The organism is Streptomyces sp. NPDC026515 (assembly GCF_055567595.1).
Genome location: NZ_JBVHQD010000028.1, coordinates 17,686 through 33,177, shown reverse-complemented (window position 1 = coordinate 33,177; position 15,492 = coordinate 17,686). Strand labels below are relative to the sequence as shown.

15 protein-coding genes are annotated in these 15,492 nt (G+C 70.2%); 9 read left to right on the top strand and 6 right to left on the bottom strand.

The genetic code is table 11. The features are described 5' to 3' along the window. Positions 1-97: 97 nt before the first annotated feature. The 5 genes from ACZ4O3_RS39045 (at position 98) to ACZ4O3_RS39025 (ending at position 5,307) form a co-directional block, all read left to right on the top strand. Positions 98-2,455: an RNA degradosome polyphosphate kinase gene (locus ACZ4O3_RS39045; RefSeq protein WP_384987344.1), complete on the top strand. Its 2,358-nt coding sequence runs from the start codon at positions 98-100 to the stop codon at positions 2,453-2,455. Beyond that, positions 2,436-3,458, top strand: coding sequence for a CHAD domain-containing protein (locus ACZ4O3_RS39040; protein WP_384987346.1), 1,023 nt, complete (start codon positions 2,436-2,438; stop codon positions 3,456-3,458). Before ACZ4O3_RS39045 ends, ACZ4O3_RS39040 begins: the two co-directional genes overlap by 20 nt. After that, positions 3,455-3,871 carry an NUDIX hydrolase gene (locus ACZ4O3_RS39035; protein ID WP_362727753.1) on the top strand — a complete coding sequence of 139 codons (417 nt, stop codon included), beginning with the start codon at positions 3,455-3,457 and terminating at the stop codon, positions 3,869-3,871. Before ACZ4O3_RS39040 ends, ACZ4O3_RS39035 begins: the two co-directional genes overlap by 4 nt. Positions 3,872-4,180: 309 nt before the next feature. Beyond that, positions 4,181-5,035 carry an SCO4651 family lipoprotein gene (locus tag ACZ4O3_RS39030; protein ID WP_467726958.1) on the top strand — a complete coding sequence of 285 codons (855 nt, stop codon included), beginning with the start codon at positions 4,181-4,183 and terminating at the stop codon, positions 5,033-5,035. Positions 5,036-5,145: 110 nt separating this feature from the next. After that, complete coding sequence (locus ACZ4O3_RS39025; RefSeq protein ID WP_362727763.1) at positions 5,146-5,307, top strand: hypothetical protein; 162 nt, start codon at positions 5,146-5,148, stop codon at positions 5,305-5,307. A gap of 6 nt (positions 5,308-5,313) precedes the next feature. Here the strand turns inward: ACZ4O3_RS39025 and ACZ4O3_RS39020 are convergent, their stop codons facing one another. After that, the gene (locus ACZ4O3_RS39020) at positions 5,314-5,676 is read right to left on the bottom strand and encodes a metal-sensitive transcriptional regulator (protein ID WP_362727757.1); all 363 of its coding nucleotides are present in this window, start codon (positions 5,674-5,676) and stop codon (positions 5,314-5,316) included. A gap of 197 nt (positions 5,677-5,873) precedes the next feature. Between ACZ4O3_RS39020 and ACZ4O3_RS39015 the strand changes: the two genes are divergently transcribed. Genes ACZ4O3_RS39015 through ACZ4O3_RS39005 form a run of 3 tightly spaced genes read left to right on the top strand, consistent with a single transcriptional unit; the run spans position 5,874 to position 8,471 of the window. Then, entirely contained in the window at positions 5,874-6,494 is a 621-nt protein-coding gene (locus ACZ4O3_RS39015) for a DUF47 domain-containing protein (protein WP_362727759.1), read from the top strand. Between the two features lie 7 nt (positions 6,495-6,501). Beyond that, entirely contained in the window at positions 6,502-7,500 is a 999-nt protein-coding gene (locus ACZ4O3_RS39010) for an inorganic phosphate transporter (protein WP_362727761.1), read from the top strand. A gap of 59 nt (positions 7,501-7,559) precedes the next feature. Next, positions 7,560-8,471: a hypothetical protein gene (locus ACZ4O3_RS39005; protein WP_467726955.1), complete on the top strand. Its 912-nt coding sequence runs from the start codon at positions 7,560-7,562 to the stop codon at positions 8,469-8,471. Positions 8,472-8,598: 127 nt separating this feature from the next. On the opposite strand, the gene pstB is transcribed toward ACZ4O3_RS39005, so the two are convergent. The 4 genes from pstB to pstS form a co-directional block, all read right to left on the bottom strand. After that, complete coding sequence (pstB, locus tag ACZ4O3_RS39000) at positions 8,599-9,375, bottom strand: phosphate ABC transporter ATP-binding protein PstB (protein WP_467726953.1); 777 nt, start codon at positions 9,373-9,375, stop codon at positions 8,599-8,601. Positions 9,376-9,415: 40 nt separating this feature from the next. Then, a complete protein-coding gene (gene pstA / locus ACZ4O3_RS38995; protein WP_362714002.1) occupies positions 9,416-10,471 on the bottom strand; it encodes a phosphate ABC transporter permease PstA in 1,056 nt (351 codons plus the stop codon). Then, positions 10,468-11,475 carry a phosphate ABC transporter permease subunit PstC gene (gene pstC, locus ACZ4O3_RS38990; RefSeq protein WP_362714004.1) on the bottom strand — a complete coding sequence of 336 codons (1,008 nt, stop codon included), beginning with the start codon at positions 11,473-11,475 and terminating at the stop codon, positions 10,468-10,470. Before pstC ends, pstA begins: the two co-directional genes overlap by 4 nt. A gap of 144 nt (positions 11,476-11,619) precedes the next feature. Beyond that, positions 11,620-12,753 (bottom strand): phosphate ABC transporter substrate-binding protein PstS, encoded by a 1,134-nt coding sequence (gene pstS, locus ACZ4O3_RS38985; protein WP_362714036.1) that lies wholly within the window; start codon positions 12,751-12,753, stop codon positions 11,620-11,622. 364 nt (positions 12,754-13,117) lie between these two features. Between pstS and ACZ4O3_RS38980 the strand changes: the two genes are divergently transcribed. Beyond that, entirely contained in the window at positions 13,118-14,680 is a 1,563-nt protein-coding gene (locus tag ACZ4O3_RS38980; protein ID WP_467726950.1) for an FAD-binding oxidoreductase, read from the top strand. A gap of 101 nt (positions 14,681-14,781) precedes the next feature. Here ACZ4O3_RS38980 and ACZ4O3_RS38975 read toward each other — a convergent pair whose 3' ends face one another. Continuing rightward, complete coding sequence (locus ACZ4O3_RS38975; protein ID WP_362714008.1) at positions 14,782-15,474, bottom strand: phosphatase PAP2 family protein; 693 nt, start codon at positions 15,472-15,474, stop codon at positions 14,782-14,784. Between the last annotated feature and the right edge of the window lie 18 nt (positions 15,475-15,492).

The following is a 15,492-nucleotide window of genomic DNA, read 5'->3' as shown; positions in this document are numbered from 1 at the left end:
CGCGGCCCGATCCCCGACGTCCGCGAGCCTCCCGCAGCTATCCCATACGCCATGTCTTCGTAACCATTGGTTCAGGCAGTCTTGCGACGCTCAGCCAATGAAGCCCGCCGCGCCAGAGCCTCCGCCGCCCCCGCAGGGGTTCGCGGGAAACGGGGTCGTTCAGCTCCCACCCGCGCGTTCCGACGCGCCCGTCACGCCCCGGGCGCGGAAGAATGGGGTCATGAGTCAGCAGAACGCCCAGGCAGCCGAGGTCCAGCAGGGCCAGCCCTCCGTAGGCTCCATAGCCGCGCACCGCCCGCACACCGTGGCCGCCGCGGTCTCCGACCTGGAACCCGACATCGACGCGGATCTCGACGCGTACGAGGAGTCACCGTACGACGGGCCCCAACTGCCCCAGGGACGTTTCCTCGACCGGGAGCGCAGCTGGCTCGCGTTCAACGAGCGGGTCCTGGAACTCGCCGAGGACCCGAACACCCCCCTGCTGGAGCGGGCCAACTTCCTGGCGATCTTCGCGAGCAACCTGGACGAGTTCTTCATGGTCCGGGTGGCCGGCCTGAAGCGGCGTATCGCCACCGGCGTGGCCACCAGGTCCGCCTCCGGCCTGCAGCCCCGCGAGGTGCTGGAGATGATCTGGGCCCGCTCCCGTGAGCTGATGGCCCGGCACGCCGCCTGCTACCACGAGGACATCGCCCCCTCACTCGCGGAGGAGGGCATCCATCTGGTGCGCTGGGCCGAGCTGACCGAGAAGGAGCAGGCCCGGCTCTTCACACTCTTCCGGCACCAGATCTTCCCGGTCCTGACCCCGCTGGCGGTCGACCCGGCGCACCCCTTCCCGTACATCTCGGGCCTCTCCCTGAACCTGGCCGTGGTGGTACGCAACCCGGTCAGCGGCCACAAGCACTTCGCCCGGGTCAAGGTGCCGCCGTCGCTGTCCCGCTTCCTGGAGAGCAGCCCGGGCCGGTACGTCCCGATCGAGGACGTCATCGGCGCCCACCTGGAGGAGCTGTTCCCGGGCATGGAGGTCGTGGAGCACCACGCCTTCCGCCTCACCCGGAACGAGGACCTGGAGGTCGAGGAGGACGACGCCGAGAACCTGCTCCAGGCCCTGGAGAAGGAACTCATGCGGCGCCGCTTCGGGCCGCCGGTGCGCCTGGAGGTCGAGGAGTCCATCGACCGCGAGGTCCTCGACCTGCTGGTCCGTGAGCTGAAGGTCTCCGAGGCCGAGGTCTACCCGCTGCCCGGCCCGCTCGACCTGACCGGCCTGTTCCGCATCCACGGCCTGGACCGGCCGGAGCTGAAGTACCGCAAGTTCATCGCGGGCACCCACCGCGATCTCGCCGAGGTCGAGTCGGCGTCCGCGCCCGACATCTTCGCCGCCCTGCGCGAGCGGGACGTCCTGCTGCACCACCCGTACGACAGCTTCTCCACCTCCGTGCAGGCCTTCATCGAGCAGGCCGCCGAGGACCCGGACGTCCTCGCCATCAAGCAGACCCTGTACCGGACCTCGGGCGACTCCCCGATCGTCAACGCGCTCGTCGACGCCGCAGAGGCAGGCAAGCAGGTCCTCGTCCTGGTCGAGATCAAGGCCCGCTTCGACGAGCACGCCAACATCAAGTGGGCCAAGCGCCTGGAAGAGGCCGGCTGCCACGTCGTCTACGGCCTGGTGGGCCTGAAGACGCACTGCAAGCTGTCCCTGGTGGTCCGCCAGGAGGGCGAGACGCTCCGCCGCTACAGCCATGTCGGCACCGGCAACTACCACCCGAAGACGGCACGGCTCTACGAGGACCTCGGCCTGCTCACCGCCGACACCCAGGTCGGCGCGGACCTGTCCGACCTGTTCAACCGGCTCTCCGGCTACTCGCGCCGGGAGACCTACCGCCGCCTGCTGGTGGCACCCAAGTCGCTGCGCGACGGACTGATCGCGCGGATCAACAAGGAAGTACAGCACCACCGGGCCGGCCGTCCCGCGTTCATCCGCATCAAGGTCAACTCGATGGTCGACGAGGCGATCATCGACGCCCTGTACCGCGCGTCCATGGCGGGCGTGCCGGTCGACATCTGGGTCCGCGGCATCTGCGCGATCCGGCCGGGCGTCACGGGCCTTTCGGAGAACGTCCGGGTCCGCTCGATCCTCGGCCGCTTCCTGGAGCACTCCCGGGTCTTCGCCTTCGGCAACGGCGGCGAGCCCGAGGTGTGGATAGGCAGCGCCGACATGATGCACCGCAACCTCGACCGCCGGATAGAGGCCTTGGTCCGGGTCATCGACCCCGCCCACCGGGCCGCGCTCACCCGGCTCTTCGAAACCGGTATGTCCGACTCCACCTCCTCCTGGCACCTGGGCGCGGACGGTGAGTGGACCCGGCACGCGACCGACGCGGACGGACAGCCCCTGCGCAACATCCAGGAGATGCTCATAGACGCCCGGAGGCGCCGGCGTGGCACAGCAACACCTTGAACCGACGGACCCCACGGCCCGGGCTTCGACCGGGGACGCCCTCGCGGGCTACCTGCGCGCCCAGGCCACGGAGTTCCTCCGCGCGCTGCGCCTGCACCGGGAGACCGGGTCGGCGGGCGCGGCGGAGGGGTCCGTCGACGCGGCCCGCGCGCTGCGCCGCTCGGCCCGGCGCGTCAGCGGCAGCCTGCACACCTTCCGCCCCCTCCTGGAGGCCGACTGGTCGGAGGAGATCCGCCCCGAACTGGCCTGGCTGTCGGGCACACTGGGACTCGAGCACGCCTACGAGGCAAGACTGGAGCGCCTGTTGCTGGCACTCCACCGGCTCTCCGGCTCGACGGCGCTGCCGAGCCAGGCCACTTCGGAGACCTCGGTCGAGCGCGGCACCCTCACCGTGGGCGCCGCCAAGGCGGGCGCCCTGCTCGACCGCCAGCTCACCCTCGCCCGCACCCGGGCCCACTCCACGGCCCTCCAGGCGCTCGGCTCCTCGCGCTTCCACGCGGTCGCCGACAAGGTCGCGGTACTGGCCAGCGAGGTCCCGCTCACCGCCGCGGCGCCCACGGCCGACCTGCGTCCGCTCGCCTCGGCGGCCGAGGAGCGCCTCACCGACGCCATCGCGGCCCTCCCGCTGGTCACCGCAGGCCACCCCTACAACGCGGAGGCCCTGGTCCACGGCCTGTCCCCGGACCCCTCCCCGCACCCCCAGGACGGTCCCTGGCACCAGGTCCGCCTCCTGCTGCGCCTGCACCGCTACGCCCGCGAGGTGCTGCACGGCGCGGGCGCACCCGTGGACGTACGGCTGCTCGCGGCGGGCCAGGCCCTGAACCGGCACCGCGACGCCTCCGAGGCGGCGGCGGCCGCGGCGGCCGCCGCCCGCACCCCGCGCATCGCGCCGGCCACCGCCTACGCCCTCGGTGTCCTCCACGCCGACCAGCGGCACGAGGTGGAGGCGGCCCGGTTCGCCTTCCAGCAGGCCTGGCAGAAGCAGCGGCTGGAGGCGGTGTGAACGACACCCCGGTGCTGGCCGCCGGCTGCGTCCTGTGGCGCCGCTCACCGGTGGACGGGGACCTGGAGGTCTGCCTCGTCCACCGCCCCAAGTACGACGACTGGTCCCACCCCAAGGGCAAGCTCAAGCACGGCGAGGACGCCGTCACGGGCGCCCTGCGCGAGGTGGCGGAGGAGACCGGCTACGCGGCACACCTCGGCAGCGAACTCTCCACCGCCCTCTACTACGCCAACGACCGCCCCAAGCAGGTCCGTTACTGGGCGGGAGCGGCGGGAGAGGGCCACTTCACCCCGAACGACGAGGTGGACAGGATCCTCTGGCTCCGCCCGGCGGACGCACGACGGCGGCTGACCCAGCCGAGGGACGCCGAGCTGGTGGACGAACTGCTGGCCTCGCTGCGCAGCACGCCGTAGCGGAGCCTTCTCAGCCGCCCCCACCGCTCACGTGCCCCGCCCCGTCCGTCCGCGCGAGGCTCCGAGCCCGGCGCGCCGGCCCCCGCCACCCACACGTGCACCGCGCGTAACAGAACGGCCCGTGCTCGACGAGCCGCGTTTCGTGCTCCCGCCCCTGCACCGCCCGCCCGGAACCGTTCTTCTCCACCACTTCGACAACGTTACCCACGCCCGGTAAAGGGCCGGTATGCGTGACGGGCCCACCCACCCCTCGTTAAGCGGAACAACAGGGGGCCCGTGACGGACGTACCGGCTGGGGGTAGGCAGGCGATGGATCGGCGGCAGCACAGGCGCGCTGGAAAGACGGCCGTCACCGTGGGGCTCGTGGTCGGCCTCGGCGCGTGCGCAACCGGCTGCGGCGGTGCCGCCGCCGAAGGCGCCGGAGGCGGCACCGGCGACACCACGGTCGCCGTACTGAAGGAGGCGGCGGACGCCCTGCGGACCGCCGCCACCTCCAGGGCGACCACCTCGATGGAGATGGCGACCGGCGGCACCCGGGTCACCATCCGCGGCAAGGGCCGCTACGACTTCCGCAACCAGCTCGGCGAACTCACGGTCGTCCTCCCGCAGGATCCCGCCGGCACCCCCGAGCACCGCCCGATCACCGAACTGCTCGCCCCGGGCGCGCTGTTCATGAAGAACAGGGGCGCCGGGGTGCCCGCCGACAAATGGGTCCGGGTGGAGACCGCGAGCCTCTCCGACGGCAACCTGGTCACCGGCGGCGCGACCGACCCGTCCGCCGCGGCCGAGCTGCTCCTCGGCACCCGCACCGCGACCTACGTGGGCAGGACCCGGGTCGCCGGGACCGAGGTCCGGCACTACCGGGGCACCGCCGACCTGGCCGCCGCGGCCCGTGCCGCCTCCGCCGGCAACCGGTCCGCCCTCGCCGCCGCGGCAAAGGGGTTCGCCACCGCCGAGGTCCCGTTCGACGCGTACCTCGACGACCAGGGCCGTATCCGCAAGCTGCGGCAGCGGTTCAGCTTCGTCAACGACAGCAGCAAGGGCACGGTGGCGGTCGCCTCGACGACCCTGCTGTACGACTTCGGCACTCCGGTGGACGTAAGGTTGCCGCGTTCCCGGGACATCTACGCGGGCCGGATCGCCGAAAACCAGCCAGCGCACTAGTCCGGGATCGGCTCTGTACAACCTGTGAACTAGCCCGTCCGTGCCATGCGCGGTGTGTAGACCGCTCCCTACTCTAGGAAGTCGGTGACGGCAGAGAAGAGGTGACGCACGTGGCTCCGGCCGGCGGTACGGCAGTCCAGGACCACGTGGCCCTCGCCGAGATCGAGCTGTGCGGAGAGCTGATCATCGCCGCGTCGGCCGCCGAGGAGCGGCTCAGTCTGGAGAGCATCGACGAGGTGCTGCGCGTGGCCGAGGAGCGCGGGGAGGGCTGACTTCGGTCAGGTCCGCAGCAGGCGGGCGATGGCCTGGGTGGCCTCCTCCACCTTCGCGTCGATCTCCGAACCACCCGTGCCGGTGCCCTGGGCGGAGCTCTGGACGGCCGCGGTGGCGACGCAGTGCCGCAGGTGCTCCTCCAGGAGCTGCAGGGCGAACGACTGCAGGGCCTTGGTGGAGGCGGACACCTGGGTGAGTATGTCGATGCAGTAGGTGTCCTCGTCGACCATGCGCTGCAGGCCACGGATCTGGCCCTCGATCCGGCGCAGCCGCTTGAGGTGCTCGTCCTTCTGCTTGTGGTAGCCGTGCGTGGCCGCCGGAGCCCCGTTCCCGGAGGGCTTCGTGGCGCCGGCCTCGGTGGTCGTCATCGCGTCCTCCGCTGTGCCGATACATATACCCCTAGCGGGTATATGGTAACGAATTCTGCTGGGTATAGGGCCCTCGGGACGCCCCCGTGCTGATCGCCATGCCCGATGGGTGACACTGGAGGACGGCCCATTAGCCGTGGCCGGATGATGCGCCTAGCATCACCCTGACCGAAACCCATGCATACCGAGGACCCCAAGTGCGCTTTCGTCTGACCCCCAGGGAGACGAGCTTCTACGACATGTTCGCCGCGTCCGCGGACAACATCGTCACGGGCTCGAAACTCCTGATGGAACTGCTCGGGGCGGACGCGTCTGCCCGGGCCGAGATCGCGGAGCGTATGCGGGCAGCGGAGCACGCGGGTGACGACGCCACGCACGCGATCTTCCACCAGCTGAACTCCTCGTTCATCACGCCCTTCGACCGCGAGGACATCTACACCCTCGCGTCCTCTCTCGACGACATCATGGACTTCATGGAGGAGGCCGTCGACCTGGTCGTCCTCTACAACGTCGAGGAGCTGCCCAAGGGCGTGGAGCAGCAGATCGAGGTGCTGGCCCGGGCCGCCGACCTGACCGCCGAGGCCATGCCCAACCTGCGCACGATGGACAACCTCACCGAGTACTGGATCGAGGTCAACCGTCTGGAGAACCAGGCCGACCAGATCCACCGCAAGCTCCTCGCCCACCTCTTCAACGGCAAGTACGACGCGATCGAGGTGCTGAAGCTCAAGCAGATCGTGGACGTCCTGGAAGAGGCGGCGGACGCGTTCGAGCACGTGGCGAACACGGTGGAGACCATCGCCGTCAAGGAGTCCTGAGGCGTCGATGGACACCTTCGCGCTCGTCGTGACCATCCTGGTCGCGCTCTTCTTCACGTACACGAACGGCTTCCACGACTCGGCGAACGCGATCGCGACCTCGGTCTCCACCCGGGCGCTGACACCCCGCGCGGCCCTGGCGATGGCCGCCGTGATGAACCTCGCGGGCGCCTTCCTGGGTTCCGGGGTCGCCAAGACGGTCAGCGAGGGCCTGATCGAGACCCCGAAGGGCTCCACGGGCATGGGGATCCTCTTCGCGGCGCTGGTCGGCGCGATCGTGTGGAACCTCGTCACCTGGTACTTCGGCCTGCCCTCGTCCTCCTCCCACGCGCTGTTCGGCGGTCTGGTGGGCGCGGCGCTGGCAGGCGGCACGGATGTGCTGTGGAACGGCGTCATCGACAAGGTCATCATCCCGATGTTCGTGTCGCCCGTCGTCGGCCTGCTCCTCGGCTACCTGGTCATGACCGCCATCATGTGGCTGTTCCGCCGCTCCAACCCGCACAAGGCGAAGCGGGGCTTCCGGATAGCCCAGACCGTCTCGGCGGCCGGTATGGCCCTCGGTCACGGCCTCCAGGACGCCCAGAAGACGATGGGCGTCGTCGTGATGGCGCTGGTGATCTCCGGCCACGAGACCTACGGCGACGCGATCCCCGTCTGGGTCAAGATCGTCTGCGCCATGATGCTCTCCCTCGGCACCTACGCCGGCGGCTGGCGCATCATGCGCACCCTCGGCCGCAAGATCATCGAGCTCGACCCCCCGCAGGGCTTCGCGGCCGAGGCGACGGGCGCGTCGATCATGTTCACCACGGCGTTCCTCTTCAAGGCGCCGATCTCCACGACCCACGTCATCACCTCGGCCATCATGGGCGTCGGCGCGACGAAGCGCGTGAACGCGGTCCGCTGGGGCGTGGCCAAGAACATCGTCCTGGGCTGGTTCATCACCATGCCGGCGGCGGCCCTGGTGGCGGCGGCGGCCTTCGGCCTCGTGGACCTGGCGGTCCTGTAGCGGCTGCGGAACGGAGCGGTGAGGCTTCAGTGGGTCTGAGGGCAGGAACGCTGCACGTCATGGCCGGCAACGGCCTCGGTGACTTCGTGGCCGCGGCGCTGGCCCGCCGGCCCGGCGCGACGGATCGGGTGGCGACCGTCGTGCTCGTCGGCGACGAGGGCCGGTCCGTGCCCGGGCAGGCCGGCGGCGCGCCCGGCGTCGTACGCCTCACGCCCGGCCTCCTGGGCACTCTGCCACCGGACCTGGACTGGGTCCGGGCGGCCGGCGCGCTACCCGTCCAGCTGGTGCTGGTGGATCAGGACCTGCCGACCGCGGGCGTCCTGGACGTGCTGGCCGCGCTCCGGCGGGAGCTCGGTGACCCGGCCGTCGAGGTGGTGTCCGTCGGCGGGCCGTTCCGGTGTTCCTGCGGGTCGGGGGTGCGGTTGCTGCCGCCCGGCCCCGCCGGGGACGCCGTACAGGCGCTGCTCGCGCCGCTGGAGCACTTCACCGTCTGTCTGCTGGGGTCCGGGTGGGCGGCGGACCACTGGGCGTTCGTGTCCGCGCTGACCTCGGCCGAGGGCACGAGGGTCGGGGAGGACACCGCCCGGGAGTACGGCACGTGTGTCGCGCACGACTGCTCGGACGCCCTGGCGCTGGTCTGTGCGGGGGCGCTCGGCTTCGAGGGGAAGGTCGCGACCTTCCCTCGCGGGGAGATCACGTGGGTGGACCGGAGTACGGCCTCGGTGGTCCGGTTCGCGGCCGCGGACGAGCCCCTCGCCCTGGTGCCGCACGCGTGTGGTGCCGGGCCGGCTCCCGGCCGGACGGCCGCGGCCGAAGCCGCCGGCCGGCCGGACGCGGTGACCTGGCGGCGGCTGGCCCAGACCATGGGGCTGACCGGCCCGCGAGTGGTCGAGCGGGCCGTGGCCGCGTTGCCGGAGTCGGGAGCGGACCCGGCCGCCTTCCCCGTCCACAGGGTGTGGACGGGGAACTGAATTCCCCGCCCCGCTCCCCGCCCTGCCCCGGAGACGCGGACGGGCCCGCCCCCGGGAGCCAGGGGCGGGCCCTTTTGCATCCTCGCGGTGGCACCGCCATGCAGCACCGCGAGGGGTCTGTTCCGGCCTAGCCGAAGCGCCCGGAGATGTAGTCCTCGGTCGCCTGGACCGACGGGTTGGAGAAGATGCGCTCCGTGTCGTCGATCTCGATCAGCCGGCCGGGCTGGCCGACGGCGGCCAGGTTGAAGAATGCGGTGCGGTCCGAGACACGCGCGGCCTGCTGCATGTTGTGCGTCACGATGACGATCGTGAAGCGTTCCTTGAGCTCACCGATCAGGTCCTCGATGGCGAGGGTGGAGATCGGGTCGAGGGCCGAGCAGGGCTCGTCCATCAGCAGCACCTTCGGCTCGACCGCGATCGCGCGGGCGATGCACAGACGCTGCTGCTGACCGCCGGAGAGGCCGGAGCCCGGCTTGTTCAGACGGTCCTTGACCTCGTTCCAGAGGTTGGCGCCCTTGAGCGACTTCTCGACGATGTCGTTGAGCTGGCTCTTCTTGTAGTTGCCGTTCAGCCTCAGGCCCGCGGCCACGTTGTCGAAGATCGACATGGTGGGGAACGGGTTCGGACGCTGGAACACCATGCCGATCTCACGGCGCACCGACACGGGGTCGATACCGGCGCCGTAGAGGTTCTCGTCGTCGAGGAGGACCTTGCCCTCGACACGGCCGCCGGGGGTGACCTCGTGCATGCGGTTGAGCGTGCGCAGGAACGTCGACTTGCCGCAGCCGGAGGGGCCGATGAACGCGGTGACGGTGCGCGGCTCGATGTTCATCGAGATGTCGTCGATGGCCTTGTGGGAGCCGTAGTAGGCGGTGAGCCCGCTTACGTCGATTCGCTTGGACATTTACTTCTTCACTTCCAGGGAGTCGGTCGCTGCAGGCCGGTCAGCGACCGGTCTTGGGGGCCTTCCAGCGGGCGATGCCGCGAGCCACCAGGTTCAGGATCATCACAAAGGCGATCAGCGTGAGCGAAGCCGCCCAGGCGCGGTCGTACGCGGCGTTGGCACCCGCGCTGTTCGCGTACTGCTGGTAGATGAACAGCGGCAGCGACGACTGCGCACCCTCGAAGGGGTTGTTGTTGATGAACGGGTTGCCGAACACCAGCAGCAGCACCGGGGCGGTCTCACCCGCGATACGGGCGATGGCCAGCATGACACCGGTGGTGATACCGCCGATGGAGGTCGGCAGGACCACCTTCAGGATCGTGCGCCACTTCGGCACGCCGAGGGCCAGCGAGGCCTCGCGCAGCTCGTTCGGGACGAGCTTGAGCATCTCCTCGGTGGAGCGGACCACGACCGGCATCATCAGGATGGCCAGGGCCAGCGATCCGGCGAAGCCGAAGGGCTGCATGTCGAAGATCAGCATGAGGCTGAGGATGAACAGACCCGCGACGATCGACGGGATACCCGTCATCACGTCCACGAAGAAGGTGACCGCCTTGGCGAGCCGGCCGCGGCCGTACTCGACGAGGTAGACGGCGGTGAGGATGCCGATCGGGGCACCGATCACGGTGGCGAGACCGACCTGCTCCAGGGAGCCGATGATGGCGGCGTAGGCGCCACCGCCGGCCTCGGAGTCGGCGACCACACCCATGGAGTGGCTGAGGAAGTAGGGGTCCAGGACCTTCACACCGCGCGAGATGGTCACCCAGATCAGGGAGACCAGCGGGATGACGGCGATGATGAAGGCGACCCAGACCAGCGAGGTCGCGATCCGGTCCTTCGCCTGGCGGCGGCCCTCGACCCGGGCGGCGATGCCGTAGGTGCCGAAGATGTAGAGGAGGGCGGCGATCAGACCCCACTGGATCTTGCTGTCCAGGCCGCCGGCGAGGCCGATGACCACGCCGAGGACGATGGACCCGCCGATGATGGCGTAGGGGGCCCACTTGGGGAGGGTGGCACCTTGCAGGGTGCTGGGGCGCTTGACTGCTGCGGTGCTCATGCGTTGGCCCCCGAGTACTCCGCGCGACGCTGGATGATGATGCGGGCCGCGCCGTTGACCAGCAGGGTGATGACGAACAGGACCAGACCGGACGCGATCAGCGCGTCACGGCCGTCCGCGGTCGCCTCGCTGAACTTGCTGGCGATGTTCTGGGCGAAGGTGCCGCCGCCCGGGTTGAGCAGGCTGGCGTGGATGTCGAAGTCCGGGGAGAGCACGGTGGCGACGGCCATCGTCTCGCCGAGCGCGCGGCCGAGGCCGAGCATCGAGGCGGAGATCACGCCGGAGCGGCCGAAGGGCAGCACCGACATGCGGATGACCTCCCAGCGCGTGGCGCCGAGGGCGAGTGCGGCTTCCTCGTGCATCTGCGGGACCTGACGGAAGACCTCGCGGCTCACGTTGGTGATGATCGGCAGGATCATGATCGCGAGCAGGACGCCGACGGTCAGCATCGAGCGGGGGGCACCGCCGTCCCAGGAGAAGATCCCGGTCCAGCCGAAGTACTTGTCGAGCCAGCCGAACAGGCCGGTCATGTGCGGTACCAGGACCAGCGCGCCCCACAGGCCGTACACGATGGACGGCACCGCGGCGAGCAGGTCGATCACATAGCCGATGGTGCCGCCGAGCCTGCGCGGCGAGTAGTGCGTGATGAACAGCGCGATCGCGACGGCGACCGGGACGGCGATGGCCATGGCGATGATCGAGGAGACCACCGTGCCGAAGGCCAGGACCGCGATGCCGAAGGTCGGCGGGACGAGGTTGGTGTTCCACTCGAAAGTGGTGAGGAAGTTGCCGTGGTCGCGGCTGATCGCGAGGGCGGCGCGGTAGGTGAGGAAGACCGCGATCGCGGCCATGATCACCAGAAGCAGGATGCCGGATCCACGGGAGAGACCGAGGAAGACCCGGTCACCCGCGCGGGTGGCACCCCGGGCGTTGCGCTTCTGCTCGGCCGTGCCGTGCCGTGGGGTGGGGGGCGATGCGTCTGTTGTCTGGGTAGATATGTCCATCGGGTTCTCCGGTCTGCGGAGCCGCTCGAGAGGCGGCTCGGAGAAGCCGTACGCCCCCGGCTTGAGGGGTGTACGGCTCCGGGCGGCGGTGCACCGGACGGTGCGGCCGGGCTCCTTGCGGAACTCGGCCGCACTCGCGGATCTTTAGCTCAGGCCCTCGATGGTGGAGCGGACCTTGGTGATGATCTCGTCGGGGACCGGGGCGTAGTCGATCGTGGAGAGGACCTTCTGGCCGTCCTCGGAGGCGATGTAGCGCAGGAACGCCTTGGTCGCCGGGAGGGTGTCGGCCTTGTTGCCCTTGTCGCAGACGATCTCGTACGTGACCAGGGTCATCGGGTACGCACCCTCGGCCTTGGTCTTGTAGTCCAGCTGCAGCGCCAGGTCCTTGCCGGTGCCGACGACCTTGGCGGCCGCGATGTCGGCGGTGGCGGACTCGGTGGACGGGGCGACCGGCTTGCTGGCACCCGTGTCGATCGAGACGGCCTTGACGCCGTCCGAGACGTAGGAGAGCTCGAAGTAGCCGATGGCGCCGGAGGTCTGCTTGACCTGCTGGGCGACACCCGCGGACTGCGGAGCGGACTGCCCGCCCTTGGCCTGCCAGGCCTTACCGCCCGAGTACTTCCAGTTGGACGGGGTGGCGGCGATCAGGTACTTGGTGAAGTTGTCCGTCGTGCCCGACTCGTCCGAGCGGTGGAACGCCTGGATCTTGAGGTCGGGGAGCTTCGCGTCGGGGTTCAGCTTCTTGATCGCGGCGTCGTTCCACTTGGTGATCTTGCTGTCGAAGATCTTCGCGATCGTCGGCGCGTCCAGGACCAGGTTGTCGACACCCGGGACGTTGTAACCGAGGGCGATCGGGCCGCCGACCATCGGGAGGTCGACGCCCTGGCCGCCGGAGCAGACCTTCTTGGAGGCGGTGACCTCTTCCGGCTTCAGCGCCGAGTCGGAGCCGGCGAAGGCGACCTGGCCCTGCGTGAAGGCGGTCACACCGGCGCCGGAGCCGGAGCCCTTGTAGTTGATCTGCACGCCACAGGCCTGGGAGAAGGCCTTCACCCAGGCGTCGATCGCGTTCTTCTGCGCGGAGGAGCCATCGGCGAGCAGCTGGCCCTTGGCGTCGTCGCACTTGATGGAGCTGGCGTTCGCGGAGGCCGAGGCGTTGCCCGAAGAACCGCTGCCGCCACCGTTGTCGTCCGAGCCGCACGCCGAGAGGGTCAGGGCACCGGTGACGGCGACAGCACCGAGAGACAGGGCGCGCAGCCGGTTCTTGCGCTGAAGCTTCACTTTCGGGAGTTCCTTCCAGAGGCGCCACCTTCGGCGGCGTGCGAAGTAGTAGTGATGGGTGAGGGCCTCCCGACTGGGCATTTGCGGCCGCTCTCCGCATCCGGTACGGCCGAAATTAGGCAGAACAGGTGAAGGCGCCGATGGCCATAGGTAAACGGAGGGTGAACCCCTGCCGTCAACCCGGTTAGGTCACGGAACGCTCACGGTGAGGGCACGCGCCGGTTCCAACTGCCGGGTTACGCGAACATTTATTCGCCGTTCGCCATCGCAGTCGTTACGACGTCACAGCGCTCGTTACTCCGCACGGGAACCCGTGTGCGACGGACGCCGTCTCGTCCCACGAAAGCCGACGAAAGGCACGGGCATGGAACGGCGTTCCTTCATATCGGGCGGGGCGGCCGCCCTCGCGGCGACCGCACTGACGGGGTGCAGCTCCGGCGGGCCCACCGCGTCCCACACGACCGGCGCGCCACTCGCGTCCACATCCTCTCGTACGGCGCTGAAGACCACCAGCGCAGCGGCCGCGGCCAACTGGACCGCCCTGGCGCACGCCCTGGACGGCACGCTGGTCCGCCCCGGCGAGGCGAGCTGGACGACGGCGCATCAGCTCTACAACACCCGCTTCGACGGACTGAAGCCGTCCGCCGTGGCGTACGTGGCTCACGCCGACGACATCCGTACCACGCTGTCGTACGCCCAGGCCCACCATCTGAAGGTCTCGATCCGCAACGGCGGCCACTCCTACGCGGGCTACTCCTCGGGCGACGGCCGCCTGATCCTCGACGTCTCCAAGCTCAACCGCATCCGGGTCGGCGGCGGCACCGCCGTCGTCGGCGCCGGCGCCAAGCTGATCGACGTCTACCGCGGGCTCGCCGCCAAGGGCGTGACCATCCCGGCGGGCTCCTGCCCCACCGTCGGCGTCTCCGGCCTGGTGCTCGGCGGCGGCCACGGGGTCGCGTCCCGCGCCTACGGCCTGACCTGCGACAGCCTCACCCAGGCGACGCTGATCACGGCGGACGGCACGCAGGTGATCGCCAACGCGAGCACCGACAAGGACCTCTTCTGGGCGCTGCGCGGGGCCGGCAACGGCAACTTCGGCGTCGTGACCGAGCTGCAGTTCCGGACCCACCCCACCCCGCAGGGCGTGACGGCCTACCTGACCTGGCCGTGGTCGAAGGCCGCGCAGGTCCTCAAGGCCTGGCAGGAGTGGGGCCCGTCCCAGCCCGACGAGATCTGGTCCTCCCTGCACCTGGAGAACTCGGGCAGCGGCCCGCGCGTCTCGGTCGCCTGCTTCTCGATGGGCACCTACGGCGAACTCCAGAACGCGGTCGACGCCCTCGCCCACAAGGCGGGCGCCAACGCCTCCTCCGTCTCGCTGCGCCGCCACGGCTACGAGGAGGCGATGGAGATCTACGCCGGCTGCTCCTCCTTCGCCACCGAGCCCCAGTGCCACCTGCCCGGCTCCACGCCGGGCCGCTCCACGGCGGGCAGGCTGGGCCGGGAGACCTACGCGGCCCGCTCCGACTTCTTCGACCGCTCGCTCTCGTCGGCCGGCATCCAGACGGCCCTGCGGCAGATCGGGGCGGTGCGCGGCGGCGCCGGCAGCATCGCCTTCACGGCGCTCGGTGGTGCGGTGAACCGGGTCTCCCCGACGGCGACGGCGTTCGTGCACCGCCGGTCGCGGATGCTGGCGCAGTACATAGTGTCGTGGGGTGCCGCTTCCTCCGGGAGCACGGGCCAGGCGTGGCTGAACGCGGCGCACACCGCGATGCGGCCGTACGCCTCCGGTGCCGCGTACCAGAACTACACGGACCCGACGCTGACCGGCTGGAAGAAGGCGTACTACGGGGACGCGGTGACGAAGCTCGGCAAGGTGAAGGCGCAGTACGACCCGCAGCGGTTCTTCTCCTACGCGCAGGGCCTGTAGGCGGCACGTGTCGCGCCCCGACAGGGGCGCTGGGGGTGCCCCCGGCCGGAGGCTGGGGGAGGAACTGCGCGACCAGCCCCCCGGCCCGCAGGCTCACCCGGCTACGCCGCCAGGTCCCGTTCCTCGGACTCCACCGAGGGGCGGGCGCCCGGAACCAACCCGACCTTCGCCGACCGCCCACGCACGAGCCACGCCCCCCTCGGAGAGGACTCCACCGCCTTCATCACCGGCGTCAGCAGCGCGGTGGCCGGCGGGGAGAGGAGGAGGACGACGGCGGTGCCCAGGGCGAAGCCACCCACCACGTCGGTCGGGTAGTGCACCCCCATGTACACCCGGCAGAACCCCTCCAGCAGCGCCAGGCCGATCCCCGCGAGACCGAACTTCCGGTTCGCGACGAACAGCCCGACGCCCAGCGCCATGGTGATCGTCGCGTGGTCGCTCACGAAGGAGTAGTCGGTCTTCCCGGAGACCAGGACGTCGACCCCCTGATGGGTGAGGAAGGGCCTCGGCCGCTCGACGAAACCGCGGATGGGCACGTTCACCAGCACGGCGATCGCGGCGGCGAGCGGTGTCCACACCAGCGCGGCCACCGTGCCCGCGGCGTCCTCGTCCCCCCGGCGCCGCACGGACCACCAGCACCACACCACCAGCAGGACCATCGCGACCAGCAGCCCGTACTCCCCGACGAACGCCATGCCCCGGTCGAACCAGTGCGGTGCGTCCTCGGCCAGGCCGTTGATGTCGTAGAGCAGGTCGACGTCGGGGTTGGATCCGGATTCGGCGAGTACAGCCATCGTGCCTGCGGCCCCTTC

What these genes read in the sequence shown, in the direction of transcription:
- ACZ4O3_RS39045 (WP_384987344.1), top strand. Translation starts at nt 98, where the DNA reads ATGAAGCCCGCCGCGCCAGAGCCTCCGCCGCCCCCGCAGGGGTTCGCG.
- ACZ4O3_RS39030 (WP_467726958.1), top strand. Translation starts at nt 4,181, where the DNA reads ATGGATCGGCGGCAGCACAGGCGCGCTGGAAAGACGGCCGTCACCGTG.
- ACZ4O3_RS39020 (WP_362727757.1), bottom strand. Translation starts at nt 5,676, where the DNA reads ATGACGACCACCGAGGCCGGCGCCACGAAGCCCTCCGGGAACGGGGCT.
- ACZ4O3_RS39010 (WP_362727761.1), top strand. Translation starts at nt 6,502, where the DNA reads ATGGACACCTTCGCGCTCGTCGTGACCATCCTGGTCGCGCTCTTCTTC.
- ACZ4O3_RS39005 (WP_467726955.1), top strand. Translation starts at nt 7,560, where the DNA reads ATGGCCGGCAACGGCCTCGGTGACTTCGTGGCCGCGGCGCTGGCCCGC.
- pstB (WP_467726953.1), bottom strand. Translation starts at nt 9,375, where the DNA reads ATGTCCAAGCGAATCGACGTAAGCGGGCTCACCGCCTACTACGGCTCC.
- pstA (WP_362714002.1), bottom strand. Translation starts at nt 10,471, where the DNA reads ATGAGCACCGCAGCAGTCAAGCGCCCCAGCACCCTGCAAGGTGCCACC.
- pstC (WP_362714004.1), bottom strand. Translation starts at nt 11,475, where the DNA reads ATGGACATATCTACCCAGACAACAGACGCATCGCCCCCCACCCCACGG.
- ACZ4O3_RS38980 (WP_467726950.1), top strand. Translation starts at nt 13,118, where the DNA reads ATGGAACGGCGTTCCTTCATATCGGGCGGGGCGGCCGCCCTCGCGGCG.
- ACZ4O3_RS38975 (WP_362714008.1), bottom strand. Translation starts at nt 15,474, where the DNA reads ATGGCTGTACTCGCCGAATCCGGATCCAACCCCGACGTCGACCTGCTC.